26 protein-coding genes and 1 tRNA gene are annotated in these 22,514 nt (G+C 66.1%); 12 read left to right on the top strand and 15 right to left on the bottom strand.

Annotated features, from left to right (window positions below; all coding sequences use genetic code 11):
• Positions 1-114: 114 nt before the first annotated feature.
• From HUK65_RS01305 to pdxH, 4 genes are all read right to left on the bottom strand, one after another.
• Positions 115-191, bottom strand: a tRNA-Pro gene (locus tag HUK65_RS01305).
• A gap of 60 nt (positions 192-251) precedes the next feature.
• On the bottom strand, positions 252-755 hold the full coding sequence (locus HUK65_RS01300; protein WP_179904317.1) for a DUF192 domain-containing protein: 504 nt from the start codon (positions 753-755) through the stop codon (positions 252-254).
• Complete coding sequence (locus HUK65_RS01295) at positions 733-1,278, bottom strand: cold-shock protein (RefSeq protein ID WP_179904316.1); 546 nt, start codon at positions 1,276-1,278, stop codon at positions 733-735. Before HUK65_RS01295 ends, HUK65_RS01300 begins: the two co-directional genes overlap by 23 nt.
• Positions 1,279-1,411: 133 nt before the next feature.
• Complete coding sequence (pdxH, locus tag HUK65_RS01290) at positions 1,412-2,017, bottom strand: pyridoxamine 5'-phosphate oxidase (RefSeq protein WP_179904315.1); 606 nt, start codon at positions 2,015-2,017, stop codon at positions 1,412-1,414.
• A gap of 94 nt (positions 2,018-2,111) precedes the next feature.
• Here pdxH and fabI point away from each other — a divergent pair, with 94 nt between their 5' ends.
• The 3 genes from fabI to gpt are packed head-to-tail and all read left to right on the top strand — an operon-like array spanning position 2,112 to position 4,102.
• Positions 2,112-2,936: an enoyl-ACP reductase FabI gene (fabI, locus tag HUK65_RS01285; RefSeq protein ID WP_179904314.1), complete on the top strand. Its 825-nt coding sequence runs from the start codon at positions 2,112-2,114 to the stop codon at positions 2,934-2,936.
• Positions 2,937-2,939: 3 nt separating this feature from the next.
• Positions 2,940-3,602 (top strand): LysE family translocator, encoded by a 663-nt coding sequence (locus HUK65_RS01280; RefSeq protein ID WP_179904313.1) that lies wholly within the window; start codon positions 2,940-2,942, stop codon positions 3,600-3,602.
• Positions 3,599-4,102 carry a xanthine phosphoribosyltransferase gene (gene gpt / locus HUK65_RS01275; protein ID WP_179904312.1) on the top strand — a complete coding sequence of 168 codons (504 nt, stop codon included), beginning with the start codon at positions 3,599-3,601 and terminating at the stop codon, positions 4,100-4,102. The genes HUK65_RS01280 and gpt overlap by 4 nt, the downstream gene beginning before the upstream one ends.
• Positions 4,103-4,106: 4 nt before the next feature.
• On the opposite strand, the gene HUK65_RS01270 is transcribed toward gpt, so the two are convergent.
• Complete coding sequence (locus tag HUK65_RS01270; RefSeq protein ID WP_179904311.1) at positions 4,107-4,730, bottom strand: MarR family winged helix-turn-helix transcriptional regulator; 624 nt, start codon at positions 4,728-4,730, stop codon at positions 4,107-4,109.
• Positions 4,731-4,828: 98 nt separating this feature from the next.
• Between HUK65_RS01270 and HUK65_RS01265 the strand changes: the two genes are divergently transcribed.
• A complete protein-coding gene (locus HUK65_RS01265; RefSeq protein WP_179904310.1) occupies positions 4,829-5,689 on the top strand; it encodes an RNA polymerase factor sigma-32 in 861 nt (286 codons plus the stop codon).
• Positions 5,690-5,723: 34 nt separating this feature from the next.
• Here the strand turns inward: HUK65_RS01265 and HUK65_RS01260 are convergent, their stop codons facing one another.
• Positions 5,724-6,314, bottom strand: a complete 591-nt coding sequence (locus tag HUK65_RS01260; protein WP_179904309.1) for a 5-formyltetrahydrofolate cyclo-ligase — start codon at positions 6,312-6,314, stop codon at positions 5,724-5,726.
• Positions 6,315-6,483: 169 nt separating this feature from the next.
• Here HUK65_RS01260 and serS point away from each other — a divergent pair, with 169 nt between their 5' ends.
• Positions 6,484-7,773: a serine--tRNA ligase gene (gene serS, locus HUK65_RS01255; protein ID WP_179904308.1), complete on the top strand. Its 1,290-nt coding sequence runs from the start codon at positions 6,484-6,486 to the stop codon at positions 7,771-7,773.
• Here the strand turns inward: serS and HUK65_RS01250 are convergent.
• Positions 7,770-8,369 (bottom strand): 2-hydroxychromene-2-carboxylate isomerase, encoded by a 600-nt coding sequence (locus tag HUK65_RS01250; RefSeq protein WP_179904307.1) that lies wholly within the window; start codon positions 8,367-8,369, stop codon positions 7,770-7,772. The two genes, serS and HUK65_RS01250, sit on opposite strands and share 4 nt — an antisense overlap.
• 127 nt (positions 8,370-8,496) lie before the next feature.
• Here HUK65_RS01250 and HUK65_RS01245 point away from each other — a divergent pair, with 127 nt between their 5' ends.
• Entirely contained in the window at positions 8,497-9,519 is a 1,023-nt protein-coding gene (locus HUK65_RS01245) for a ribose-phosphate pyrophosphokinase (RefSeq protein ID WP_179904306.1), read from the top strand.
• Between the two features lie 105 nt (positions 9,520-9,624).
• Here the strand turns inward: HUK65_RS01245 and HUK65_RS01240 are convergent, their stop codons facing one another.
• The 3 genes from HUK65_RS01240 to gloB all read right to left on the bottom strand — a co-directional run bounded on the left by HUK65_RS01240 (position 9,625) and on the right by gloB (position 11,669).
• On the bottom strand, positions 9,625-9,960 hold the full coding sequence (locus tag HUK65_RS01240; RefSeq protein WP_179904305.1) for an NfeD family protein: 336 nt from the start codon (positions 9,958-9,960) through the stop codon (positions 9,625-9,627).
• Positions 9,961-9,964: 4 nt separating this feature from the next.
• A complete protein-coding gene (locus HUK65_RS01235) occupies positions 9,965-10,819 on the bottom strand; it encodes an SPFH domain-containing protein (RefSeq protein ID WP_179904304.1) in 855 nt (284 codons plus the stop codon).
• 82 nt (positions 10,820-10,901) lie between these two features.
• Positions 10,902-11,669, bottom strand: coding sequence for a hydroxyacylglutathione hydrolase (gloB, locus tag HUK65_RS01230; protein ID WP_179904303.1), 768 nt, complete (start codon positions 11,667-11,669; stop codon positions 10,902-10,904).
• A gap of 61 nt (positions 11,670-11,730) precedes the next feature.
• Between gloB and HUK65_RS01225 the strand changes: the two genes are divergently transcribed.
• The 6 genes from HUK65_RS01225 to HUK65_RS01200 all read left to right on the top strand — a co-directional run bounded on the left by HUK65_RS01225 (position 11,731) and on the right by HUK65_RS01200 (position 17,640).
• Positions 11,731-12,561 (top strand): class I SAM-dependent methyltransferase, encoded by an 831-nt coding sequence (locus HUK65_RS01225; protein WP_179904302.1) that lies wholly within the window; start codon positions 11,731-11,733, stop codon positions 12,559-12,561.
• A 222-nt stretch (positions 12,562-12,783) separates the two neighbouring features.
• Complete coding sequence (locus tag HUK65_RS01220) at positions 12,784-13,344, top strand: F0F1 ATP synthase subunit delta (protein WP_179904404.1); 561 nt, start codon at positions 12,784-12,786, stop codon at positions 13,342-13,344.
• Positions 13,345-14,883, top strand: coding sequence for a F0F1 ATP synthase subunit alpha (gene atpA / locus HUK65_RS01215; RefSeq protein WP_179904301.1), 1,539 nt, complete (start codon positions 13,345-13,347; stop codon positions 14,881-14,883).
• Between the two features lie 20 nt (positions 14,884-14,903).
• The gene (locus HUK65_RS01210) at positions 14,904-15,773 is read left to right on the top strand and encodes a F0F1 ATP synthase subunit gamma (protein ID WP_179904300.1); all 870 of its coding nucleotides are present in this window, start codon (positions 14,904-14,906) and stop codon (positions 15,771-15,773) included.
• Positions 15,774-15,791: 18 nt separating this feature from the next.
• The gene (gene atpD, locus HUK65_RS01205; protein ID WP_179904299.1) at positions 15,792-17,219 is read left to right on the top strand and encodes a F0F1 ATP synthase subunit beta; all 1,428 of its coding nucleotides are present in this window, start codon (positions 15,792-15,794) and stop codon (positions 17,217-17,219) included.
• Between the two features lie 13 nt (positions 17,220-17,232).
• The gene (locus HUK65_RS01200) at positions 17,233-17,640 is read left to right on the top strand and encodes a F0F1 ATP synthase subunit epsilon (RefSeq protein ID WP_179904298.1); all 408 of its coding nucleotides are present in this window, start codon (positions 17,233-17,235) and stop codon (positions 17,638-17,640) included.
• Positions 17,641-17,827: 187 nt separating this feature from the next.
• Here the strand turns inward: HUK65_RS01200 and HUK65_RS01195 are convergent, their stop codons facing one another.
• The 5 genes from HUK65_RS01195 to HUK65_RS01175 all read right to left on the bottom strand — a co-directional run bounded on the left by HUK65_RS01195 (position 17,828) and on the right by HUK65_RS01175 (position 22,505).
• Positions 17,828-18,688, bottom strand: a complete 861-nt coding sequence (locus tag HUK65_RS01195; protein WP_179904297.1) for a DMT family transporter — start codon at positions 18,686-18,688, stop codon at positions 17,828-17,830.
• Between the two features lie 26 nt (positions 18,689-18,714).
• The gene (locus HUK65_RS01190; protein WP_179904296.1) at positions 18,715-19,281 is read right to left on the bottom strand and encodes a peroxiredoxin; all 567 of its coding nucleotides are present in this window, start codon (positions 19,279-19,281) and stop codon (positions 18,715-18,717) included.
• Positions 19,278-19,733, bottom strand: coding sequence for a GNAT family N-acetyltransferase (locus tag HUK65_RS01185; RefSeq protein WP_179904295.1), 456 nt, complete (start codon positions 19,731-19,733; stop codon positions 19,278-19,280). The genes HUK65_RS01190 and HUK65_RS01185 overlap by 4 nt, the downstream gene beginning before the upstream one ends.
• Positions 19,734-19,959: 226 nt before the next feature.
• Positions 19,960-20,784: a glycosyltransferase gene (locus HUK65_RS01180; protein ID WP_179904294.1), complete on the bottom strand. Its 825-nt coding sequence runs from the start codon at positions 20,782-20,784 to the stop codon at positions 19,960-19,962.
• A complete protein-coding gene (locus tag HUK65_RS01175) occupies positions 20,781-22,505 on the bottom strand; it encodes a hypothetical protein (protein ID WP_179904293.1) in 1,725 nt (574 codons plus the stop codon). Before HUK65_RS01175 ends, HUK65_RS01180 begins: the two co-directional genes overlap by 4 nt.
• Between the last annotated feature and the right edge of the window lie 9 nt (positions 22,506-22,514).

Here is a 22,514-nt window from a genome sequence, read left to right as displayed (position 1 = left end):
CCCACGCCATGCGCCCAGGCGCATGGCAGCGCCCGCCGCAGGCGCGCAGGGTGGGTGGGTGGGCGCGGCTCGGGGGCGCTTCGCACGGATGCAAGGATCATGAAGGGCTGAAAATGGTCGGGGCGGCAGGATTCGAACCTACGACCTACGGTACCCAAAACCGTCGCGCTACCAGGCTGCGCCACGCCCCGACTGCGCGCTCTTTAGCCCGTAGCGACAGGCAAGGAAAGCCCGAAATGTGCCAGTTGTCGTCACTCGCAGGGCCAGCTTGCCACGCCCTGATCCAGACGCGGGTGACGCATTTCACTCCCGGTCGAAATGCCCAGTTGCGCGGCCAGCCCGCCGTTGATCTCCAGCACATACTGGATGCCGTCACCGCCGCTTACGGGGGTGCGGTCATGGGGAATGGCGCGGTCATGAACATGTGCGACAATGCCCTCAGGGGTGATGAACAGCATGTCCAGTTCGATCAGCGTATTGGCCATCCAGAAGCTGCGCCGCCCCGGTCCGTCAAAGATGAACAGCATCCCAGACCAGCGCGGCATCGATTCGCGGTGCATCAGGCCCTGCGCGCGCGTGGCATCGGTGTCGGCAATTTCCACATTGAACCGCGCGCTGCCCCAGTCACCGCGCAGATCCACCCTGTTCTCGGCGCATTCGGCCGCAGCCTGGCGTGGCAGGAGGGCCAAGAGCAGCAGGACACCTGCCGCCACAAGCGCCCGCGCCCGACTTTCAGCGATCGGATGTCCGGTCATGGTCTTCATCCTGCAGGCCCTGTTCCCATGGCAGCACCAGCGCCGCCATGCGTCCGCGCTCCCCATCGACAACCTTGACCACGATGGCCTCGCCCGGTTGCAGGTCGGAATAGCCTGAACGGCGCAGAACTTCCATATGGATGAAGACATCGGCACTTTCGCCAAAAACATTGCAGAAGCCAAATCCCTTGGCCTTGTCGAACCATTTCACCCGCGCAGGTTCGCCCGGGATATCTTCCAGTCCGGGCGGGAGCGGTGAGCCATCGGCTTCGGTCATGTCCTCAAGCGACGGCAGGGCCAGTTCCAAAACCTCGACCGCCTGCCAGCCGCGCTGCGTCTGTTGAGCAAGCACTCGTATGGATGTGCCGTCACAGACCGAGCTTTGCCCGAAGCTGCGCAAGGTATTGACGTGCAGAAGAATATCCTGCCCGCCATCATCATCAACGATGAAGCCGAAGCCCTTTGACCTGTCAAACCATTTTACACGGCCCTCCACAGGGCGGAGTTCATCGTTACCCGGCATAGAGGACTCGCTGCTCCTTCGGTTCCGCTTTGGGACATTTTGCCAAATGGTTCGTTGCAAATTGCAAAGCGAATTGCAAGTTCCGAACACCCATCTGACGGGCCGGAGCAGCATGGCGCCAGAACAGCGCCGGTCAAGGGGACAAACGGGCTATCCTCCAGGGCTGTGCGGGATCCTGCCGCGTCCAGCGGAAACGGTCATGCAGGCGAAAGGCACCATCGGCCCAGAACTCGATCTCCAGCGGCGTGATCCGGTAGCCGCCCCAGAACGGCGGGCGGGGCGGGTTGGTGCCGTGGCGCGCGGTCTGGCGGGCGACCTCGGCCATCAGCGCCCCGCGCGAGTCCAGCGGCTGCGACTGGCGCGAGGCCCAGGCCCCCAGCCGCGACTTGAGCGAGCGCGAGGCATAATAGGCATCGGCCTCAGGCCCGTCCTCGCGCGCCACGGTGCCGCGCACCCGGATCTGACGGCGCAGGGATTTCCAGTGCAGCACAAAGGCCGCCTTGCCCGCCGCGTCCAGCTCGCCCGCCTTGGCGCTTTCGTAATTGGTGAAGAACACGAAGCTGGCTTCGGCGATTTCCTTCAGCAACACCATGCGCACATTGGGCAGGCCGCCCGCATCCACCGTGGACAGGGCGATGGCGTTGGGGTCGTTGGGCTCGGTCGCCTCGGCCTCGGCCAGCCAGCGCCGGGCGATGGCAAAGGGGTCGTCGCCTTCGAAAATGCCGGTCCTGTCGCTCATGGTCATCCTCTCCTGCTGCCCCGTTGGCGGCTTGATGCGCCCGGGGCTTTCGCCTAAACCGGCGTGAAAGCTAGCACGGCGCAGGGGCAAGGAAATGTCAGAGAAATTGATGAGCGGCAAGCGTGGCCTGATCATGGGGGTCGCCAATGACAAGTCCATCGCCTGGGGGATTGCCCGCGTGCTGGGCAACCAAGGCGCGGAACTGGCGTTCTCCTACCAGGGCGAGGCGCTGAAGAAACGCGTCCTGCCGCTGGCGGAATCGCTGGGCACGCCGCATCTGTTCGAATGCGATGTGTCGAGCGCCGAGTCCATGGATGCGCTTTTCGATGGCCTGCGCGATCTGTGGGGGAGCATCGATTTCGTGGTCCACGCCATCGGCTTTTCCGACAAGTCCGAACTGCGCGGCCGCTACGTGGACACCTCGGCCGAGAATTTCCGCATGTCCATGGATATCTCGGTCTATTCCTTCACCGCTGTCTGCCAGCGCGCCGCCGCCATGATGCCCCAAGGCGGCAGCCTGCTAACCATGACCTACTACGGCGCCGAACGGGTGATGCCGCATTACAACGTGATGGGTGTCGCCAAGGCCGCGCTGGAAGCCTCGGTCATGTATCTGGCCGAGGATCTGGGCAAGGACGGCATCCGCGTCAACGCCATCAGCGCCGGGCCGATCAAGACCCTGGCCGCCAGCGGCATCGGCGATTTCCGCTACATCATGAAGTGGAATGAGCTGAACTCGCCCCTGCGCCGCAACGTGACGCAGGAGGAGGTCGGCAAGGCCGCGCTCTATCTGCTGTCCGATCTGGGCACGGGCACCACGGGTGAGAACCTGCATGTGGATGCCGGCTATCACGTGGTGGGCATGAAGGCCGTGGACGCCCCCGATATCGACGCCGTGACCGGGCGCAAGGATCACTGAGCCATGACACTGGCGCATCTCCTTGCGTTCAACGTGACGCTTCTGGCGGCGTTCCTCAGCCCCGGGCCAGCCATGCTCTATGCCCTGCGCAACACTCTGCGCGGTGGGCTGTGGCTGGGTTTCGTCACCGGCTGCGGCCTGGGTCTGGTGGCGGCCGGCTGGACGCTGGCGGCCTTTCTGGGCCTGCAGGCGGTCTTTTTGCTTGTGCCCTGGGCCTATGGCGCGATGAAACTGGCCGGTGCGACCTATCTGATCTGGCTGGCCTGGCATATCTGGCGCAACGCCGGGGGCGCCCTTCCCGGCACCCCGGAACGGGCCACCGGGCAGGTCGCCTTGCGGGCCTTTGGCATGGGGATGCTTGTGAACCTGGCCAATCCGAAATCGGTGCTCTTTGCCGCCGCGGTCCTTGTGGTGATATTTCCCGCCGGGATGGCGCCTGCGCAGATTGCGCTGATCGTGGGCAATCATCTGCTGCTTGAAGTTCTGGGCTACGGGCTGATCGCCTGGGCGCTGTCTCGCCCTGCGGCGCGGGCGGCCTATATGGGCGCGCGCCGCAGGCTGGACCAGCTGAGCGCGCTGGTACTGGGCGCGCTGGGTCTGCGGCTGCTGGCCCCCATGCCCGCCGACACACCCCCCACTTCCGCCACGTCCGAGGTGCTGCCATGACCGACCGCCTGCCCCATGAAAAGGGCTTTCACATCAGCTGGGACCAGATCCACCGCGACAGCCGGGCACTGGCCTGGCGGTTGGACGGGCACGGGCCGGACAATGGCGCCTGGCGCGCGATTGTGGCGGTCACGCGCGGCGGGCTGGCCCCGGCCATGATCATCTCGCGTGAGCTGGATATCCGCGTGGTCGATACCATCAGCGTCAAATCCTACGACCACCAGACAAGGGCCGATGCCGTGGTGCTGAAGGCCCCGCAAGCCGATGTCATGGGCGCAGACGGTGCTGGCGTGCTGATCATCGACGACCTGGTGGATACCGGCAAGACCCTGGAACTGGTCCGCCAGCTTTATCCGAAGGCACATTTTGCCACGGTCTATGCCAAGCCCATGGGCCGCGACATGGTGGAGACCTTCATCACCGAGGTCAGCCAGGACACCTGGATCTTCTTTCCCTGGGATATGGCGCTGCAATACGTGGAGCCCTATCGCGCGGGCTGACCGCTCAGCGCACCGCGTCCTGCGGGCGGGGGCGGATCGGCGTGAAATCCACGCAAAGCGCCTCCATCTCCTCGGCCATGAGCGTGGCCTGGGTGCAGTGACAGAACGCCCCTTCGGGCGACGGGGCGCAATGGGTGCAATCCTCGCACCGGCCAAAGGTCGGGGCCATGCGCCGCTGCGCCAGCGCGCCGGTGGCATCGCCCAAAGCCGCGGCCAGGGCGTTGCGGGTGGCGGGGGGCAGCGCCTCCAGCACCTGCTGCAGATCGGCCAGCGGGTCACGGCGCAGGGTGTCCCAACCGGCCTGCGTCAACTCGATCAGTGCGCTGCGGCCGTCATTCTCATTGGACTGGCGCTGCAAAAGCCCCAGGGACACCAGCGATTTGACCGTCTGTGACGCGGTGCCGCGGGTAGTGGCGTGATATTGCGAAAACGCCGACGGCGTGCGCGAAAACCGGTTGGCCCGCGAAAAATAGCGCAGCGCCGTCCATTGCGCGGCGCTCAATTCTGCCGTGCCCGGCCCGCCCTGCGCCAGCCGCGCCAGATGCACGATCATATCCGCGCAATCCGCCGCACCGGCAGACACCGTGCAGGGGCGGTCAGGGCTGTGATCTTCACCGGTTGCGTTCATGCAGGGCAGGTAATCCGTGCCCCTTTGCTTGACAAGTGGCCGGGCAGATAGTAGCGATGCGATACCAATTTGTTTCGACTCGCTACCAAGAGGCGCCCATGACCCAGCATGATCGGCATACCAGCCAGTTCATCCGCAATTCGATGGCGCAGAAGATGCTGGACGCAGAAACCGAGCATGAACTGGCGCTTGCCTGGCGTGACCATCGTGACGAGGCCGCCCTGCACAAGCTGATCGAGGCCTATATGCGGCTTGCGGTCTCCATCGCGGGGCGGTTCCGGCGCTATGGGATGCCGCTGGAGGATCTGATCCAGCAGGGCAACCTGGGCCTGATGCGCGCGGCCGAGAAATACGACCCCGACAATGGCGCGCGGTTTTCGACCTATGCAACCTGGTGGATCCGCGCCTCCATGCAGGAATACGTCATGCGCAACTGGTCGGTGGTGCGCACCGGCACCAATGCCGCGCAGAAGAAGCTGTTCTTCCACCTGCGCCGCCTTCAGGCGCGGGCCGAGGATGACCCCACCCGGCGCGAATCCATCAGCGCCTCGGTCGCGCGCGAACTGGACGTCCCCGCCGATCAGGTGGAACTGATGATGGGCCGCATGTCCGGGCCGGATCTGTCGCTGAATACGCCCCAGAGCGATGGTGACGAAGGCCGCGAATGGATGGATACGATCGAGGATGACGCCGCCCCGGTCGAGGATGCGGTCCTTTCGCGCATCCAGCTGGACCGCTGGCGCGAAAAGCTGCGCGTGGCGATGAAAGCCCTGCCCGAGCGTGAACAGCAGATCCTGCGCCAGCGCCACCTGACCGATGAGCCCTGCACCCTGAACGAACTGGGCGTGGACCTGGGCATTTCAAAGGAGCGGGTCCGCCAACTCGAAGAACGCGCCCTTGGCCGGTTGCGCGACAGGCTGATGCCTCCGGGCACCGCGCGTGCCGAGGTGATGCAGTAACGGACGGCCTGCGGATCACGGCGGGGCCGCACCGTTATCCGGCGGGGCGGATCACCCCGTTTTCGGTGATGATTGCGTCCAGCCGTTCATCCGTGGCCTCACGCGGGACGGCCTCCACCTGTTGCGCGCCAAAGGCAAGACCCAGGGCCAGCACGGACCCGGGCGCGCGCAGGGCTTGCAATGTGCGGTCATAGAACCCGCCCCCATAGCCCAGCCGGAACCCCGCGCTGTCAAAGGCCAGCAGCGGAACAATCAGCACCTGCGGCACCAGCCAGGCGCCCTCGGCCGGGATATCGGCGCCGAACGGACCGGGGATCATCCTGACCTCGGGGTGCCATGCGCGGAACTTCAGCGGCTGCGCCCTGGCTTCGATCACCGGCACGCAGACCGGCCCCGGGTGGGCGCGCATGGTCGGCAGGGGGTCGATCTCGGTCCGCATGGGCATGTAGCCTGACAGCACCACGGCGCTCAGATCGCCGCCGAAATGCTGGTGCAGATACCCCTGCAGCGCCGCGTTGGCCGCCGTGACCCGTGCGGACCGGTCCGGGGCGGCAAAGGCCTGCGCCCTTGCGTGCATGGCGCCCGCGCGGGTGGCTTTCTTCGTCGCGCTCAGATCCTGATCCATACCGTCCCCCGTTCTCCTGCAGTGGGAATGCCACGCCCCTGCCCGCCCTGCCAGCCCGGATGCGGCACCGCGCGGCGCCATTCCGCCAATCCGCACCCTACCGCAGCCGCCGCAGTTGCGGCATAAGGGGCGCAAAGGTGATTCAGGCACCAGATCCAGAGGGACGCCCATGCACGATATCCGCGCCATCCGCGACAACCCCGCCGCATTCGACGCCGCCCTCGCCCGGCGCGGGCTGCCCCCCATGGCCGAAGATCTGCTGTCCATCGACGCCGCCCGCCGCGCCCGCATCACCGAGGCCGAGACCGCGAAGGCCGAGCAGAACGCAGCCTCGAAGCAGGTCGGCGCCGCCAAGGCCCGCGGCGATGAGGCCGAATTCGAACGCCTGCGCGCCCTGGTCGCCCGGAAAAAGGCCGACATGGCCCGGCTGGAGGACGAAGCCCGCACCGAGGATAGCCGCCTGCGCGACGCCCTGCTGGCCATCCCCAACCTGCCGCATGATGATGTCCCCGAAGGCGCCGACGAGGCCGACAATGTGGAGCTGCGCCGCTGGGGCACGCCGCCCAGCCTCGATTTCACCGCGAAGGAGCATTTCGAGATCCCCGCCGTCGCCCCGGGCATGGATTTCGCCATGGCGGCCAAGCTGTCGGGGTCGCGCTTTGTGGTGCTCTCGGGTGCGGTGGCGCGGCTGCAGCGCGCGCTGGCGCAGTTCATGGTGGACCTGCACACCACCGAACACGGGCTGACCGAGGTCTGGACCCCGGTTCTGGTGCGCGATGAGGCCATGCTGGGCACCGGCCAGCTGCCCAAGTTCGGCGAGGACAGCTACCAGACCACCAACGGCTGGTGGCTGGTGCCCACATCCGAGGTGACGCTGACGAACCTTGTCGCCGGTGAGATCGTGGACGAGGCCACCCTGCCCCGCCGCTACACTGCGCACACCCAATGCTTCCGCTCCGAGGCCGGCAGCGCGGGCAAGGACACCGCCGGCATGCTGCGCCAGCACCAGTTCGAAAAGGTCGAAATGGTCAGCATCACCCGCCCCGAGGACAGCCTGGCCGAACACGATCGCATGACCCGCTGCGCCGAAACCGTGCTGGAGCGGCTGGGCCTGCCCTATCGCACCGTCGTCCTGTGCACCGGCGACATGGGCTTCGGCGCGCAGAAAACCCACGATATCGAGGTCTGGCTGCCCGGCCAGGGCAAGTATCGCGAGATCTCCAGCGTCTCGGTCTGCGGGGATTTCCAGGCCCGGCGCATGAACGCGCGCTACCGCGCCGAAGGCGGCAAGCCCGCCTTTGTCCATACGCTCAACGGATCCGGGCTGGCCGTGGGGCGCGCGCTGATCGCCGTGCTGGAAAACGGCCAGACGGCCGAGGGCGAGGTGATCCTGCCCCAGGCCCTGCACCCCTATCTGCAGGGCCGCACCCGGATCACGCGCGACGGCACCCTGGCCTAGGCATCAACCCCCAGATGCGCGGCCAGTTGGTCCAGCCGGTCCTGGCCCCAGAAGCATTCGCCGTCATCGACCACGAAGAAGGGGAAGCCGAAAACGCCCGCGGCCATGGCGGCCTCCAGGTTGCGGGCGTAGGTCTCGGCCCCGGTCAACATGCCGGAATTGACCAGCCCCGGATCGAACCCGGCGGCTGACAGACACGCGCGGATCACCGCATCCTCGGCGATGTCGCGCTCCTCTTCCCAGCAGGCGCGGGTCAGGCCCGTCAGCAGCGCGGCCAGATCGCCCCCGCCCGAGTCCTGCGCGGCAATCAGCGCGTAAGATGCCGGCGCGGGGTTCGTGGGAAAATGGCGCGGTTTCAACACCATGGGCAGCCCATGCGCCTGCGACCAGCGCCGCAGCTCCTGCATCCTGTAGGCCTGGCGGCTTTCATGACGCTGCGCCAGCGGCAGCCCGCCGGTGCGCTGGAACAGCGCGCCCGGGTCCACCGGCAGATAACGCAGGCTGGCCCCCGCAGCAGCGGCGATGCGCGCGGGGCGGTCACCGGCCATATGCACCCATGGGGACAGGGGCGTCAGGTAGTAATCGATATGTGGCATGGTCCCTCCGGTCTGCGCAGCTTCTTTGCAAGCATTGGTCAGGGTGGTAAGCGGTGTCAACGTGTCGATTCCCCGGCGTTCCCGCTTTCAGCCCCTGACCCCCTGCTCCAGCCAGACCGAGGACCCCATGCCAACCACCGCAGAGCCCAAACTGATTGCCGGAAACGCCAACCCCGGCCTGTCCCGCGCCATTGCCCGTCGCATGTCCATGCACCGCGGCATGGCGGTGGATCTGGTGGATGCGCGGGTGGAGCGGTTCAGCGATCAGGAGGTCTTTGTCGAGGTGTTCGAGAATGTCCGCGGCGAGGACATGTTCATCCTGCAGTCCACCTCGAACCCCGCCAATGACCATCTGATGGAGCTTCTGATCATCGCTGATGCGCTCAAGCGGTCCTCGGCGGCGCGGATCACGGCGGTCATTCCCTATTTCGGCTATGCCCGCCAGGACCGGCGGACCAAGGCGCGCACGCCGATCTCGGCCAAGCTGGTGGCCAACATGATCACCCAGGCCGGGATCGAACGCATCCTGACGCTGGACCTGCATGCCGCACAGATCCAAGGGTTTTTCGACATCCCGGTGGACAACCTTTATGCGGCGCCGATCTTTGCCATGGATGTGATGCACCATTTCAAGGGCCGGTTGCAGGATGTGGTCATCATCTCGCCCGATGTCGGCGGCGTGGCGCGGGCGCGGGAACTGGCCAAGCGCGTGGGCTGCGCCCTGGCCATCGTGGACAAGCGGCGCGAAAAGCCGGGCGAGGTGGCCGAGATGACCGTCATCGGTGATGTGCAGGGCAAGGTCTGCATCATCGTCGATGACATCTGCGACACCGCCGGAACCCTGTGCAAGGCCGCCGAGGTGCTGAAGGACGCCGGTGCGACCGAAGTGCACAGCTATATCACCCATGGCGTGCTGTCCGGCCCGGCGGTGGAGCGGATCACAAGTTCGGTGATGAAATCGCTGGTGATCACCGATTCCATAACGCCCCGCCCCGAAGTGAACGAGGCCGAGAATATCCGCGTGGTGCCGACGGCGCCGCTGTTCGCGCAGGCGATCCTGAACACCTGGCATGGAACCTCGGTGTCGTCGCTCTTCGAACAGGAAACCCTGACGCCGATCTATGAATGGCTCTACCACAGCCCTGACTGACGCGGACCCGCGCCGATCTGGACCGTGAAGGGCGCCGCTGGCCCCGTTTCCCGCCCCCTGACCCGTGGATTGAAGCGCTGCGCGCGATCTGGCCCCGCCGCGGCGCTAAGGCGCGTCATCCTTGCCGGGCAAGCTGCGGCGGCGGCGGTCGGATGCGGGAAGTGAATCGCGCGAATCGAAATCGTTGATATCGGGGCGGGATTTGCGGCGCCCCGCGCTCCAGCGTGACAGGGCCAGCCAGACCGCCAGCCCCAGCCCGGCCCAGATCAGCGCCTGCCAGCCCACCGCCAGGTCCGGCGCCATGAACGCCACCAGCCCGGCGATGGCCGCGCCCACGGCAAACCCCAGTGCCACATAGACCGTGGTCACCATTTCCAGCACCAGAAACACCACGGCAATGATGCCCCAGATCATCCAGCCCGGAAGGTCAAGGAAGCTCATGGTGTTACAGCTCCTTGAGGATCGCCGCCGCCTCGCGGAAGGCGTTGGACGGCCCGCCCGGCAGCATGATCAGTTTGGCATTGTCGGATTTTGCCAGCCCTTCCAGCGCATCGACCTGCATCCGCGCGGTCTGGAAGACCAGCGCTTCGCGCGCGTGGTCCCCTTCCAGCGACGCGGTGATCACGCGGTTGGCTTCGGCATTGGCCTCGGCGATGGCGCGGATGGCATCGGCGCGGCGCTGCGCTTCATAGAGTTCGGCATCGGCGTTCAGCTCGGTGGCGCGGCGCACCCCTTCGGCGCGGGTGATGGCGGCGCGTCGTTCACGCTCGGCGGCCAACACCTCGGCCATGGCCTTCTGCGTGGTTTCATTGAGCTTCACATCCGTGATCTCGGAGCGTGAGATGCTGATGCCGTAGGTCTTGCCCGCATCCTCCAGCGCCTCCAGCAGTGCCACGTTGAGCGAGCCGCGGTCAGACTGCACCTGATCCAGTTCGACCTTGCCCAGTTCGGACCGCACCAGCGATTGCACCAGCCCGATCACCAGATTGTCGATGTTGTTGACCCGGAACACCGCCGCTTCGGGGTTTTCGATGCGATAGACCACCAGAAGCTGGCAACCGTAGACCACGTTATCGGCCGACACGACCTCAAGCGAGATGTCGTTGAGGACCTGATCGTTGACCGGAACCTTGGAATGCACCCGGTCCAGAAAGGGCACGATCACATTCACCCCCGCGTCCAGGGTTCGGTGATAGGCCCCCAGCCGGGTGACGACAAAGTTTTCCGACTGCGGGACAATCTTCAGTCCCAGCAGGACCACGATCACCAGCAGACCGGCAAGCGCAATCACGAGTTCCATGCATGACCCTTTCGAATGCGGTGATCTGACATATCACGGTATATACGACTGTCGGGTTAATGCCAGCCCGGTGAGGAGACGGTCAGAATGCATCCTTGCGGCGGCGGATTTCGGCAAAGACCACCGCATCGGGCGCCCCGGCCATGCCCAGCGAGGCCTTGATATGCGGCGCGGCGGCGCGCAGGAACGGGTTGGTGGCGCGTTCGGTGTCCAGCGGCACAACGGCCATCGGCTTTCCGGCGGCGCGGTCAGCATCAAAACCCGCGATCCGCTCCTGCAGGGCGGTGTTGTCGGGCTCGATGCTCAGCGCGAAACGGGCGTTGGCGGCGGTGTAGTCATGGCCGGAACAGATCAGCGTCTCGCCCGGCAGGGCATTGATCCGCTGCAGGCTGGCCCACATCTGTTCAGGCGTGCCTTCGAACAGCCGCCCACACCCCAGCGCCATCAGGCTGTCCCCGGTGAAGCAGAGTTTCGCGTCCGGAAAATGCCAGGCGATGTGATTGTCGGCATGGCCGGAAACATCCATCACCTCTGCCCGCACCGGCCCCATGGCATGGCTGTCACCCGCCGAGACTGCGGCATCCAGCGGCGGCAGGCGGTGCGCATCGGCGGCCGCACCGACAACCCGCGCGCCGGTACTTGCGCGAAGCTCTGCCACGCCGCCAATATGATCATCATGATGATGCGTGATCAGGATATGGCCCAGGGTCCAGCCCTCGGCCTTCAGCACCTCCAGAATCGGCCCGGTTTCGGGCACGTCGATCACGGCGGTTTCGCCGCTGTCGGTGTCATGCACCAGATAGGCATAGTTGTCCGAAAGGCACGGCACGGCGCGCAACGTCAAGGCCATGGTTTATTTCTCCGAATGTCTCTAACCTGACAAAGGATGCGACACATGCGCCGAGGGTTCAATGCACCTTGATGTCACCGACCTGCGTGATTTCTACTATACCACCACGCTGGGACGCACGGCGCAGAAGGCGGTGCGCGACCGGATTGTCGCGCTCTGGCCGGAACCGAAGGGGCAGACGGTGGCCGGATACGGCTTTGCCGCGCCGATGCTGCGCCCCTTTCTGGACCAGGCCCGCCGGGTTGTCGCCCTGATGCCCGGACCGCAGGGCGTGATGCATTGGCCGCCCGAGCTCGACAACCATTCCGTCCTGGTCGAGGAAACCCGCTGGCCGCTGGCCACGGACAGCGTGGACCTTCTGCTGGTCATGCACGGGCTGGAAAGCACCCACCGCCCGGCAGCGGTGCTGGAGGAATGCGCGCGGGTGCTGTCCCCGCGGGGACAGGCGCTGTTTGTGCTGCCCAACCGCTCGGGCCTGTGGGCACGGCGCGAAGGCACGCCCTTTGCCCTGGGCCGCCCCTATTCGCTGTCACAGATCGAAGCGCAACTGCGTGCCCATGGCTTCGTGCCCGAAGACCATCAGGCCGCGCTGTTCTTTCCGCCGCGTGACACGCCCTTCTGGCTGCGCGTGGCCATGCCGCTGGAACGCGCCGGGCGCAGGCTGTCGCGCTATCATGCCGGGGGCGTGCTGATGGTGCAGGCCCGGCTGGAACGGCCCGCCCCCACGCGGCCAGGGCTGCGCGATGCCGTGAACAGGCCGCTGCGGGTGCTTGATGGCGTGACCCAGCCCGGCGGCGTGCGCCCTGCCCTGCGCCGTGATGGCGCAATGCGGCGGGTTTGCGCAGAATCATCGCCCCCGGGCGCCGGTCGGCGGCTGACAGACAAAGCATGAAAGGACAATTTGCCGCAGGAATATGCTGCACCGCAGCGATCCCGGCGCAGATCAAAGGCACAAAGGCAGCGAAAGCTTTCACGCCGCAGTGACCTTCGCTGTTGCTAGGACCGAAGGCCTCTGCTAAACCCGCGCCGATTTGCAATGCCGCGTCAACAAGTGCATCCCCGTCACCGGACCCAGCGCGAGGGTTGGTGATCAACCAGAATCGAAAGGGTGGACGTGTCCGAACCAGCTTCGATCTCCTCCGGCATAGCCATGCGTTATGCGACCGCCATCTTTGAACTGGCGAAAGAAGACTCCGCCCTTGCCGCGCTCGAAAAGGATGTCGATACCCTCGACAGCGCGCTGGACGAAAGCGCCGATTTCCGGTCCCTCATTGCTTCACCCGTGTATTCACGCGCCGACCAGACCCGCGCCGTGGCCGCGCTGGCCGCCAAGCTGGGCCTGTCGCAGACGGTGGCCGGTGCGCTGGGGCTGATGGCCTCGAAGCGGCGGCTGTTCGTGCTGCCGCAGATGCTGTCCGGGCTGCGCGCCCTGATCGCCGAGGAAAAGGGCGAAGTCACCGCCGAAGTCACCTCTGCCCGCGCGCTCAGCGCCGCGCAGGAGGCCGATCTGGTCCGCACGTTGAAGGACCGCATCGGCAAGGACGTCAAACTCAAGCTGGCTGTCGATGATGCGCTCATCGGCGGCCTTGTTGTCAAAGTGGGCTCCCGGATGATCGATACCTCGATCCGCTCGAAGCTCGCGGCCCTCCAGAATGCAATGAAAGAGGTCGGATAAATGGGTATCCAAGCAGCTGAGATCTCTGCGATCCTCAAGGAGCAGATCAAGAACTTCGGCACCGAGGTCGAAGTCGCCGAAGTGGGGCGCGTGCTCTCTGTCGGGGACGGGATTGCCCGTGTCCACGGGCTGGACAATGTCCAGGCCGGTGAAATGGTGGAGTTCCCCGGCGGTATCCGCGGGATGGCGCTGAACCTGGAAGCCGACAACGTTGGTATCGTGATCTTCGGCGATGACCGTTCGATCAAGGAAGGCGACACCGTCAAGCGCACCAAGTCCATCGTGGACGTGCCCGCCGGTGACGCCCTGCTGGGCCGCGTTGTGGATGGCCTCGGCAACCCCATCGACGGCAAGGGCGAGATCAAGGCCGCCGAGCGCCGTGTCGCCGACGTCAAGGCGCCCGGCATCATCCCGCGCAAGTCGGTCCATGAACCCATGGCAACCGGCCTGAAATCCGTGGACGCCATGATCCCGATCGGCCGCGGCCAGCGCGAGCTGATCATCGGTGACCGCCAGACCGGCAAGACTGCCGTGGCGCTGGACACCATCCTGAACCAGAAGAGCTATAACGAAGCGGCTGGCGATGACGAGAGCAAGAAGCTCTATTGCATCTATGTCGCCATCGGCCAGAAGCGGTCCACCGTGGCGCAGCTGGTCAAGAAGCTCGAGGAATCGGGCGCGATCGACTATACCATCGTCGTGGCTGCCACCGCGTCGGACCCCGCGCCGATGCAGTTCCTGGCGCCCTATGCCGCCACCGCCATGGCCGAATATTTCCGCGACAACGGCCGCCACGCGCTGATCATCTATGATGACCTCTCCAAGCAGGCCGTTGCCTACCGCCAGATGTCGCTGCTGCTGCGCCGCCCGCCGGGCCGTGAAGCTTACCCCGGCGACGTGTTCTACCTCCACTCGCGCCTGCTGGAACGCTCGGCCAAACTGAACGAGGATCACGGCGCAGGGTCGCTGACCGCGCTGCCGATCATCGAAACCCAGGGCGGCGACGTGTCGGCCTTTATCCCGACCAACGTGATTTCGATCACCGACGGGCAGATATTCCTGGAAACGGAACTCTTCTATCAGGGTATCCGCCCGGCCGTGAACACCGGTCTGTCGGTGTCGCGCGTGGGCTCCTCGGCGCAGACGGACGCGATGAAATCGGTTGCCGGGCCGGTGAAGCTGGAACTGGCGCAGTACCGTGAAATGGCGGCCTTTGCGCAGTTCGGCTCGGACCTCGATGCATCGACCCAGCGGCTGCTGAACCGGGGCGCGCGCCTGACCGAACTGATGAAGCAGGCCCAGTATTCGCCCCTGACCAACGCCGAGATCGTCTGCGTGATCTACGCCGGCACCCAGGGTTTCCTGGACAAGATCGCGGTCAAGGACGTGGGCCGGTTCGAAACCGGGCTGCTCAACCACCTGCGCACCAAACACCGCGATCTGCTGGATGACATCACCAACAACGATCGCAAGGTGAAGGGCGAGCTGGAAGAGAAGATCAAGGCCGCGCTGGACGCTTACGCAAAAGATTTCGCCTGAGGGCGTGAGGGGAACGCAACATGCCAAGCCTCAAGGACCTCAAGAACCGGATCAACTCGGTCAAATCGACCCGGAAGATCACCAAGGCCATGCAGATGGTCGCGGCGGCCAAGCTCCGCCGCGCCCAGGAAGCCGCCGAAAACGCCCGGCCCTATGCGGAACGCATGGAGGCCGTGGTCAACGGCCTTGCCGCCTCGGTGCAAGGGTCGGACACGGCCCCGCGCCTGCTCTCGGGCACGGGCAGCGAACAGACGCATCTGCTGGTGGTGATGACCGCCGAGCGGGGGCTCTGCGGCGGCTTCAACTCGTCCATCGTCAAGATCGCGCGCTACCGCGCCGAGAAGCTGAAGGCCGAGGGCAAGACGGTCAAGATCCTGACCGTTGGCAAGAAGGGCCGCGAACAGCTGCGCCGCGATCTGGGCGATCATCTGATCGGCCATGTGGACCTGTCCGAGGTCAAGCGCGTGGGCTATGTCAACGCCCGCGACATCGCCGAGGATATCCTCAAGCGCTTTGCCGCCGGTGAATTCGACGTGGCGACGATCTTCTACAACCGCTTCCAGTCGGTGATCAGCCAGGTGCCGACGCCGCAGCAGATCATCCCCGCCCCGGTGCCCGAGGATGCCGAGGCCAGCACGCTCTATGACTACGAGCCGTCCGAGGAAGCGATCCTGGAGGAGCTGCTGCCACGGTCCGTGGCCACGCAGGTCTTTGCGGCGCTGCTGGAGAACGCGGCATCGGAACAGGGCGCACGGATGAGCGCGATGGACAACGCCACCCGCAACGCGGGCGACATGATCGACCGGCTGACCATCGAATACAACCGCTCGCGCCAGGCTGCGATCACCAAGGAACTCATCGAGATCATTTCGGGCGCCGAGGCGCTCTGACGGAACCGGAGAAACGACATGGCAGACAAGAAATCCGTCGGCAAGATCACCCAGGTGATCGGCGCCGTTGTGGACGTTCAGTTCGAAGGCGACCTGCCCGAAATCCTGAACGCCCTGGAAACCGACAACAATGGCAAGCGGCTGGTTCTGGAAGTGGCCCAGCATCTGGGCGAGAACACCGTCCGCACCATCGCCATGGACGCCACCGAAGGTCTGGTGCGCGGCCAGGACGTGGCCGATTCCGGCCAGGCGATCCAGGTGCCCGTGGGCGATGCCACGCTGGGGCGCATCCTGAACGTGGTGGGCGAACCCATCGACGAAAAGGGTGAGGTCAAGGCCGGGGAATACCGCGCCATCCACCAGCCCGCGCCCGGGTTTTCCGAGCAGTCCACCGAAAGCGAAATCCTGGTCACCGGGATCAAGGTCATCGACCTGCTGGCCCCCTATTCCAAGGGCGGCAAGATCGGCCTCTTTGGCGGCGCCGGTGTGGGCAAGACGGTTCTGATCATGGAACTGATCAACAACATCGCCAAGGTGCACTCGGGCTACTCGGTCTTTGCCGGGGTGGGTGAGCGCACGCGTGAGGGCAATGACCTCTATCACGAGATGATGGATTCGGGCGTTATCAACATCGACAAGCTGGACGAATCCAAGGTGGCGCTGGTCTATGGCCAGATGAACGAGCCTCCGGGTGCGCGCGCCCGTGTGGCGCTGACCGGCCTGACCCTGGCCGAGCAGTTCCGCGACCAGTCCGGCACCGACGTGCTGTTCTTCGTGGACAACATCTTCCGCTTCACCCAGGCAGGGTCCGAGGTGTCGGCGCTGCTGGGCCGGATCCCTTCGGCCGTGGGCTACCAGCCGACGCTGGCCACCGACATGGGCGCCCTGCAGGAGCGCATCACCTCGACCAAGGCGGGGTCCATCACCTCGGTGCAGGCCATCTACGTGCCCGCCGACGACCTGACCGACCCGGCGCCTGCGACCTCGTTCGCGCACCTGGACGCCACCACCGTTCTGTCGCGCGCGATTTCGGAGCTGGGCATCTACCCGGCCGTGGACCCGCTGGACTCCAACAGCCGGATCCTGGACCCGCAGATTGTCGGCGAAGAGCACTATCAGGTCGCGCGTGACGTGCAGGGCATCCTGCAGCGCTACAAGTCGCTTCAGGACATCATCGCCATTCTGGGGATGGATGAACTGTCGGAAGAGGACAAGCTGACCGTGTCCCGCGCGCGCAAGATCCAGCGCTTCCTGTCGCAGCCCTTTGACGTGGCCAAGGTGTTCACCGGCTCGGACGGGATTCAGGTGCCGCTGGAAGACACCATCCGGTCGTTCAAGGCGGTTGTCGCCGGTGAATACGATCACCTGCCCGAGGCTGCCTTCTATATGGTCGGTGGCATCGAGGATGTGATCGCCAAGGCCGAAAAACTCGCTGCCGCAGCCTGAGGAGAGCGCCGCTATGGCCGATACAATGCAATTCGACCTTGTCTCGCCCGAGCGCAAACTGGCCTCGGTCGCGGCCAAGGCGGTGCGCATCCCCGGGGCCGAAGGCGACATGACCGCCATGCCCGGGCACGCACCGACCCTGACCACGTTGCGCCCCGGAATCGTGGCGGTGGAAACCGACGCGGGCGAGGAGCGCTTCGTGGTGACCGGCGGCTTTGCCGAGATCGGTGCCGAAGGTGTGTCGGTCCTGGCCGAGAAGGGCATGGGCACCGTGGATTTCACCCAGGAAATCTATGGCGAGATGATCACGGATGCCCGCCGCGCGCTGGATGAGGCGCCGCAAGAGCATATGGACATGCTGGCCAAGGCTGTTGCCGACCTGCAGGCGCTGGCCACCGAAAACGGATTGCGCGCAGACTGATCGCGCGCAGCTTCCGTGCATTGACGCCCCCGGCCCCTGTGGCCGGGGGCTTTTCCATGGGTGGGATCTGGCGCCCGTTCCAAGCGGGAAGCGCCCCCGCGTCACGCCCCACCCACCCACCCGCGCGCCGCGGGGGCGCTGACCGGCGCGCAGGCGCGCCGATCCGGCAGGTGACTGGGGCAATGCGTCAGTGACGGCGGAGCGAGGCGGCGATCACCAGCGCCAGGCCAAGAAAAGCCAGCAGTGGCAGGCGTTCGGCCAGAAAGATGCTGCCATAGATGACCGAGAAGGCTGGCAAAAGGAACATGGCCAGCGACGCCGCATTGGCCCCTGCCCGGCGCACCAGCACATAGTTCAGCACCGCCGGAAGCACCGTCGCCAGCACCACCAGCGCCGTCAAGGTCAGCAGCAAGGCGCCGTCCGGGGAGAGTTGTGGCAGGCCCTCGACCAGCAGTGCCGCGGGGACAAGGACCAGCGCGCCGCCCAGAAACATGCCGGTGCTGAGCATCAGCGCGTTGACCGGCGGGCGCCGGCGCAGCCAGACATTTCCGATGGCATAGGCGAGCGGCGAGATCAGCGTGATCAGCGTGCCCCAGCCTGCGCCTGATACCCCCTCGGCCAGGAGTTGCGGGCCGACAATCAGCGCCACCCCGGCAAAGCCCAGGGCGATGCGGACCAGTTGCGACAGCCGCATCGGCTCATCGTCCAGAAACAGCGCCGCCAGCGCAAAGGTAAAGAGCGGCATGGTCGCGTAGAGGATGCCGCCCAGACCGCTGGGGATATACTGCATCCCTGCCGCCATGGTCACATAGGTTATGGCAATGACGAAGACGCCGCCCACCAGCGCCGTGATCCCGTCCGCGACCGAGGGGCGCTGCAGCTTGCCGAAGCTGAGCGCCACAAGCGCGATCAGCGGCAGTCCCAGCAGCGCGCGCAGGGCAGCCAGCTGGAAGGGCGGGATCTCCTGCACGGCAAGCGTCAGCAGCAGCGGCGAGGCCCCGAAAGAGGCGGCCGTCACGACCAGCAGCATCTGGTTTTGCCCGCTCATGGCGGCGGGGCTTGCAGCGGGTCGGCTCATCTCTGTTGGCGCAGCCAGTCCAGCACCTGTGCGGCGCTGGCATCGGGGGGGAACACCGGGTGGAAGCAGTGGCGTATGCTGCCCTGTTCGATCACCCAGCTCATGCGGTGCAGGCAGAGGATCCCGTCGGCGGTGAAGCTGGGCAAGGCGAGCGCGCGGCGCAGCGCCCCCGCCGCGTCCGAGAGCAGAGGGAAGGGAAGGTGCAGGCGGCGGGCGGCCTCGGCGCCTTCGGCGAGGGGTTGGGCCGACAGGCCGAAGAGATGATCGACCCCCGCGGCGCGCAGCTCGGCAAAATGGTCGCGGAAGCTGCAGGACTGGGGGGTGCAGCCGCGCGCGCCCGGGATCTCGTCCCAGCCCCGGGGCAGCGCGCGGCCCGGCACCGCTGTCATGGGGTAGACATAGACCACCGTGCGCCCGGGCAGCGCCGAGAGGTCCACCGGCGGACCTTCGGTCGAGGGAAGCGCCAGCGCCGGAAGCCTTGCGCCCTGCAGGTGAGCCGCCGCACCATCATCGGCGGGGGCGGGAATGCGGGACCAGTCGGGCGGTTCGGGGGTGACGCTCATTGGGGTGCGAGGCCCTTGCGATAGACGATGAAGGACGATCGTGGGGTGATGGTATCGTAGAGCGAGCGCGCGGGGCCGTTGTATTCCTGCGTCAGCCAGTAGAGGCGGAAGGCGCCCCTGTCACGGGCAACGGTTTCGCACCCTTCGATCAGCGCCCGGGCAGCGGTGCTGCCACGGGCTGCCGGGTCCACATAGAGGTCCTGAAGGTAGCAGGTGGGGGCCAGCGACCAGGTGTTGGCGTGGAAGAGATAGTTGCACAGGCCGATCACCCGGCCATCCTGTTCGGCCAGCAGGCAGCCCATGGTGCTTTCCGGGTCCAGGAGGCGCGCCCAGGTGCCGGCGGTGACGTCTTCGGGGACCTCGGCCCGGTAGAAGCGCAGATACCCCGCCCAGAGCTGGCGCCAGGCGGGTTCATCGGAAGGGGCGGCGGGGCGGATCTGGAGGGTGGTCATGGTCAGGGACTCCGGCAGATGCGTCAGGGATACGGGGTTGGCGCGGGGGTTGCAATGTGCAGGCGGCATTCGGGGGTGCTGGCAACGGGAGTCATGCGGAGCGCGCGTTCCGCGCGCAAGCCTTCTGGCACTGCGTGCGGACAAGGGGGCATTCTGCCCCCTCTGCGCGCAGGCGCGCATTCACCCCCTGAGCGTATGTGCGGCAAGTAAAACCCGCAGGCGCAGGTCAGCGGCCACGTGCCCAGCCGGAGGCACCCTGAAGGCGGGCGAGCAGGATCACGGCGGCATAGACCAGCGTGCCGAGGGGGGCGGCGCGGAACAGGGTGGTCAGGCGGGTGCGGGATTTGTGATCCTGGCCAGGCAGATGGGGGTAGCGCTCGGCGATCTGGCGCACGCCACGGTCCTGGCGGGCGCGGACGCGGATCAGGGGCCTGAGGCCTTCGGGGAGGGGCCAGTCATACTGCGCGGGCAGTTGGATACGCTCGGACGGGGCGAACTGAAGCCGGGCGAAAGTGTCGTCGGAGATGATATCGGGCCAGTCCTGCCAGCGGGCGCGGCCCGTGGCGGTGACGGCGAAGAGACCATAGCCCGGGGCTGCGCTCTGGTTGAAGGGGACCATGGACCAGGCGCGCGCATAGAGGCGCGTGGCGGCGCTGCGGGGGGGTGCGATACGGGGGGTGCCGGTGACATAGCGCGGTTCGGCGCTGCACAGGGATTGGGAGATCTGGGCCAGAAGGGCGGGTTCGGGGCGCACATCGGCGTCCAGATAGAGCCGGGCGGGGTGTCTTGCGGCGGCATCGCCTGCGTTGAGGGCTGCGGGTTTGCTGCCCTGTGCAAGTTCCAGCACCTCTAGCTGCCAGCCGCGGGCCTGGATCTGCGGGGCGCTGGCGCGGGCCTTTGCGGCAGTATCATCCTGGCAGCCATTGGCGATGACGATCACCTGCACCGGGCCATCGGGCGCGGGCGAGCTTTGGGCCAGGGCCGACAGGCAGGCGCCGATCCAGGGGCCTTCGTTGCTGGCCGGGATGAGGATGCTGAGCCCCCCGGTCATGGCGCGATGGCTTCGGGGTCGAATGTCACCAGCGCCTCCCATCTGGGGTTGTGGTCAAGCGGGTGGCGCAGGGCGCCCCAACTGCCATGCCGCGCGGGGCGGGCAACATCGGTATAGGCATTGAAGAGGTCCCCCCCTGCCCGATACCAGCCCGTCAGCAGCTCTCGGTAGAGCGGGCCCATCTGCGGGGCGTAGTTCAGATGGGCGAAGAATTCGGTCAGGGTGTCATCCCCGGTTTCGGCGCCGATGCCCACGACATGGGTGCCGCCTTCGTACATGATCAGATCCAGCCCCCAGCGCGCGGCCACGGCGGCGTGATAGGGGAAGGTGGTGTCGATCTCGCTCTGCAGGGTATTGGCGTTGTCGCCGCTGATGGACCCATCCCGGAGTTCCTGCGCGGCCAGATCCGCGGCATGGTCAAAACGGTGGGCCGCGATGTAATCCTGCGCCTCACTGCCTTGCAGCCCCTGGGCATCGGCCGCGGCTTCGGTCTTGGCGAGGGAATCGGCCAGCCAGTCGCGGACCATATGGACCTTTGGGTCCTGCCCCAGGGCGCCGCTGAAATAGCCGGTGATGGCATAGGCATCGAAGAGCTCTGGCGGGGCGGGATTGGCGGGGTCTTCGGCCTGCCAGAGGGGAGCGGTAAGCTGTTCCTCCAGCCCTTGCCAGCCGGCCTGGGTGGACAGAACGCGGATCAGCCGGTCACGCTGGTCGGCAAAGACCTCATCCCAGATCATCACCATCCGGGCGGCGCGCATGGCGTAGAATTGCTGCCACTGGCTGTCCTGGCCCCAGCGCGCGCGGGCCTGTTCCTCGGCCCAGTGGGATTGGCTGAATTGCCAGTTCCAGACCTCGTTCGACAGTTCCACATAGGCGCGGCGCGCGGGGTCCAGCTGGTCGCGCACCAGCTCGGCGGCGTTGCGGATGTAGTCATCATCGGCCTTGTGCGGCAGGGTGAACCACGGGTCGGCCTCCAGCTTGTTGGCCAGGCGGATCATGATCTCCATCGGCACGCCCATGGGTTCCCAGCTGTAATCAGACACCCGGGGCCGGTCCTGCCAGTGCTGCAGCGTGGAGTCATTCGTGCGCCCCCAGTCGATGAAGCGCAGCGCCCGTGCGCCGCGCAGCCGGGCGATCCAGTCAGGGTTGAACAGGGCGCCCGCGTCATGGGCGGCCTGGTGGCGTTCATGGATGACCGAGATATCGCGGATGGGATCATCGGGGTTGCTGCGGCGGATGGTGATCATCACGGCGCCATCGCCGGGGGTATAATCGAAGGTATAGCTTCCCGCCATGCGTCCGCGACCAGGGGTCAGGTTCTGCACCCGGCCTGAAATCTCCAGCCGCCCCTGCCCGTCATGGGTCAGCCGGTAGCGCCCGGCCAACCCCTGATGATCCGGTGCCATGTCGGTCAGGAGCAGCGTGGTGATCCCCTCAAGCTCCGAGGGCACACGAAGCGGCCAGCCGTCTTCATCCAGATAGCCGCGGCGGTCCAGTTCATCATGGTCCCATCCGCCCCATTGTCCCGGCAGATGGCCCGTCCAACTCCGCGCGCTGCGCATCTGGTCGATGAAGGGGACCTGCGCGCTCCAGTCACTGACGCCGGACAGATTGAAGGCCAGCCAGGGCGCGGTGCCCGCGGCCTGCGGGGATTCAGTGCCCTGTTGCGCCTGGGCGTGAAGGGGCAACAGCAGGAACAGGCACAGGGAAAGCAGGCGCATGGCAACTCC

The organism is Rhabdonatronobacter sediminivivens, assembly GCF_013415485.1.
GTDB lineage: Bacteria > Pseudomonadota > Alphaproteobacteria > Rhodobacterales > Rhodobacteraceae > Rhabdonatronobacter > Rhabdonatronobacter sediminivivens.
Note: the sequence above shows the minus strand (reverse complement) of the source record. Positions and strands in the feature narration are given on the sequence as shown.

Coding starts and splice junctions, on each gene's coding strand:
- HUK65_RS01240 (WP_179904305.1), bottom strand. CDS start 9,960: ATGAGCTTCCTTGACCTTCCGGGCTGGATGATCTGGGGCATCATTGCC.
- HUK65_RS01260 (WP_179904309.1), bottom strand. CDS start 6,314: ATGGATCAGGATCTGAGCGCGACGAAGAAAGCCACCCGCGCGGGCGCC.
- gpt (WP_179904312.1), top strand. CDS start 3,599: ATGACCGACCGCCTGCCCCATGAAAAGGGCTTTCACATCAGCTGGGAC.
- HUK65_RS01300 (WP_179904317.1), bottom strand. CDS start 755: ATGACCGGACATCCGATCGCTGAAAGTCGGGCGCGGGCGCTTGTGGCG.
- HUK65_RS01235 (WP_179904304.1), bottom strand. CDS start 10,819: ATGGAACTCGTGATTGCGCTTGCCGGTCTGCTGGTGATCGTGGTCCTG.
- HUK65_RS01245 (WP_179904306.1), top strand. CDS start 8,497: ATGCCAACCACCGCAGAGCCCAAACTGATTGCCGGAAACGCCAACCCC.
- HUK65_RS01225 (WP_179904302.1), top strand. CDS start 11,731: ATGCACCTTGATGTCACCGACCTGCGTGATTTCTACTATACCACCACG.
- fabI (WP_179904314.1), top strand. CDS start 2,112: ATGTCAGAGAAATTGATGAGCGGCAAGCGTGGCCTGATCATGGGGGTC.
- HUK65_RS01250 (WP_179904307.1), bottom strand. CDS start 8,369: ATGCCACATATCGATTACTACCTGACGCCCCTGTCCCCATGGGTGCAT.
- HUK65_RS01195 (WP_179904297.1), bottom strand. CDS start 18,688: ATGAGCGGGCAAAACCAGATGCTGCTGGTCGTGACGGCCGCCTCTTTC.
- HUK65_RS01200 (WP_179904298.1), top strand. CDS start 17,233: ATGGCCGATACAATGCAATTCGACCTTGTCTCGCCCGAGCGCAAACTG.
- serS (WP_179904308.1), top strand. CDS start 6,484: ATGCACGATATCCGCGCCATCCGCGACAACCCCGCCGCATTCGACGCC.
- HUK65_RS01210 (WP_179904300.1), top strand. CDS start 14,904: ATGCCAAGCCTCAAGGACCTCAAGAACCGGATCAACTCGGTCAAATCG.
- gloB (WP_179904303.1), bottom strand. CDS start 11,669: ATGGCCTTGACGTTGCGCGCCGTGCCGTGCCTTTCGGACAACTATGCC.
- HUK65_RS01270 (WP_179904311.1), bottom strand. CDS start 4,730: ATGAACGCAACCGGTGAAGATCACAGCCCTGACCGCCCCTGCACGGTG.
- HUK65_RS01175 (WP_179904293.1), bottom strand. CDS start 22,505: ATGCGCCTGCTTTCCCTGTGCCTGTTCCTGCTGTTGCCCCTTCACGCC.
- HUK65_RS01180 (WP_179904294.1), bottom strand. CDS start 20,784: ATGACCGGGGGGCTCAGCATCCTCATCCCGGCCAGCAACGAAGGCCCC.
- HUK65_RS01295 (WP_179904316.1), bottom strand. CDS start 1,278: ATGCCGGGTAACGATGAACTCCGCCCTGTGGAGGGCCGTGTAAAATGG.
- atpA (WP_179904301.1), top strand. CDS start 13,345: ATGGGTATCCAAGCAGCTGAGATCTCTGCGATCCTCAAGGAGCAGATC.
- HUK65_RS01265 (WP_179904310.1), top strand. CDS start 4,829: ATGACCCAGCATGATCGGCATACCAGCCAGTTCATCCGCAATTCGATG.
- HUK65_RS01190 (WP_179904296.1), bottom strand. CDS start 19,281: ATGAGCGTCACCCCCGAACCGCCCGACTGGTCCCGCATTCCCGCCCCC.
- HUK65_RS01280 (WP_179904313.1), top strand. CDS start 2,940: ATGACACTGGCGCATCTCCTTGCGTTCAACGTGACGCTTCTGGCGGCG.
- HUK65_RS01185 (WP_179904295.1), bottom strand. CDS start 19,733: ATGACCACCCTCCAGATCCGCCCCGCCGCCCCTTCCGATGAACCCGCC.
- atpD (WP_179904299.1), top strand. CDS start 15,792: ATGGCAGACAAGAAATCCGTCGGCAAGATCACCCAGGTGATCGGCGCC.
- pdxH (WP_179904315.1), bottom strand. CDS start 2,017: ATGAGCGACAGGACCGGCATTTTCGAAGGCGACGACCCCTTTGCCATC.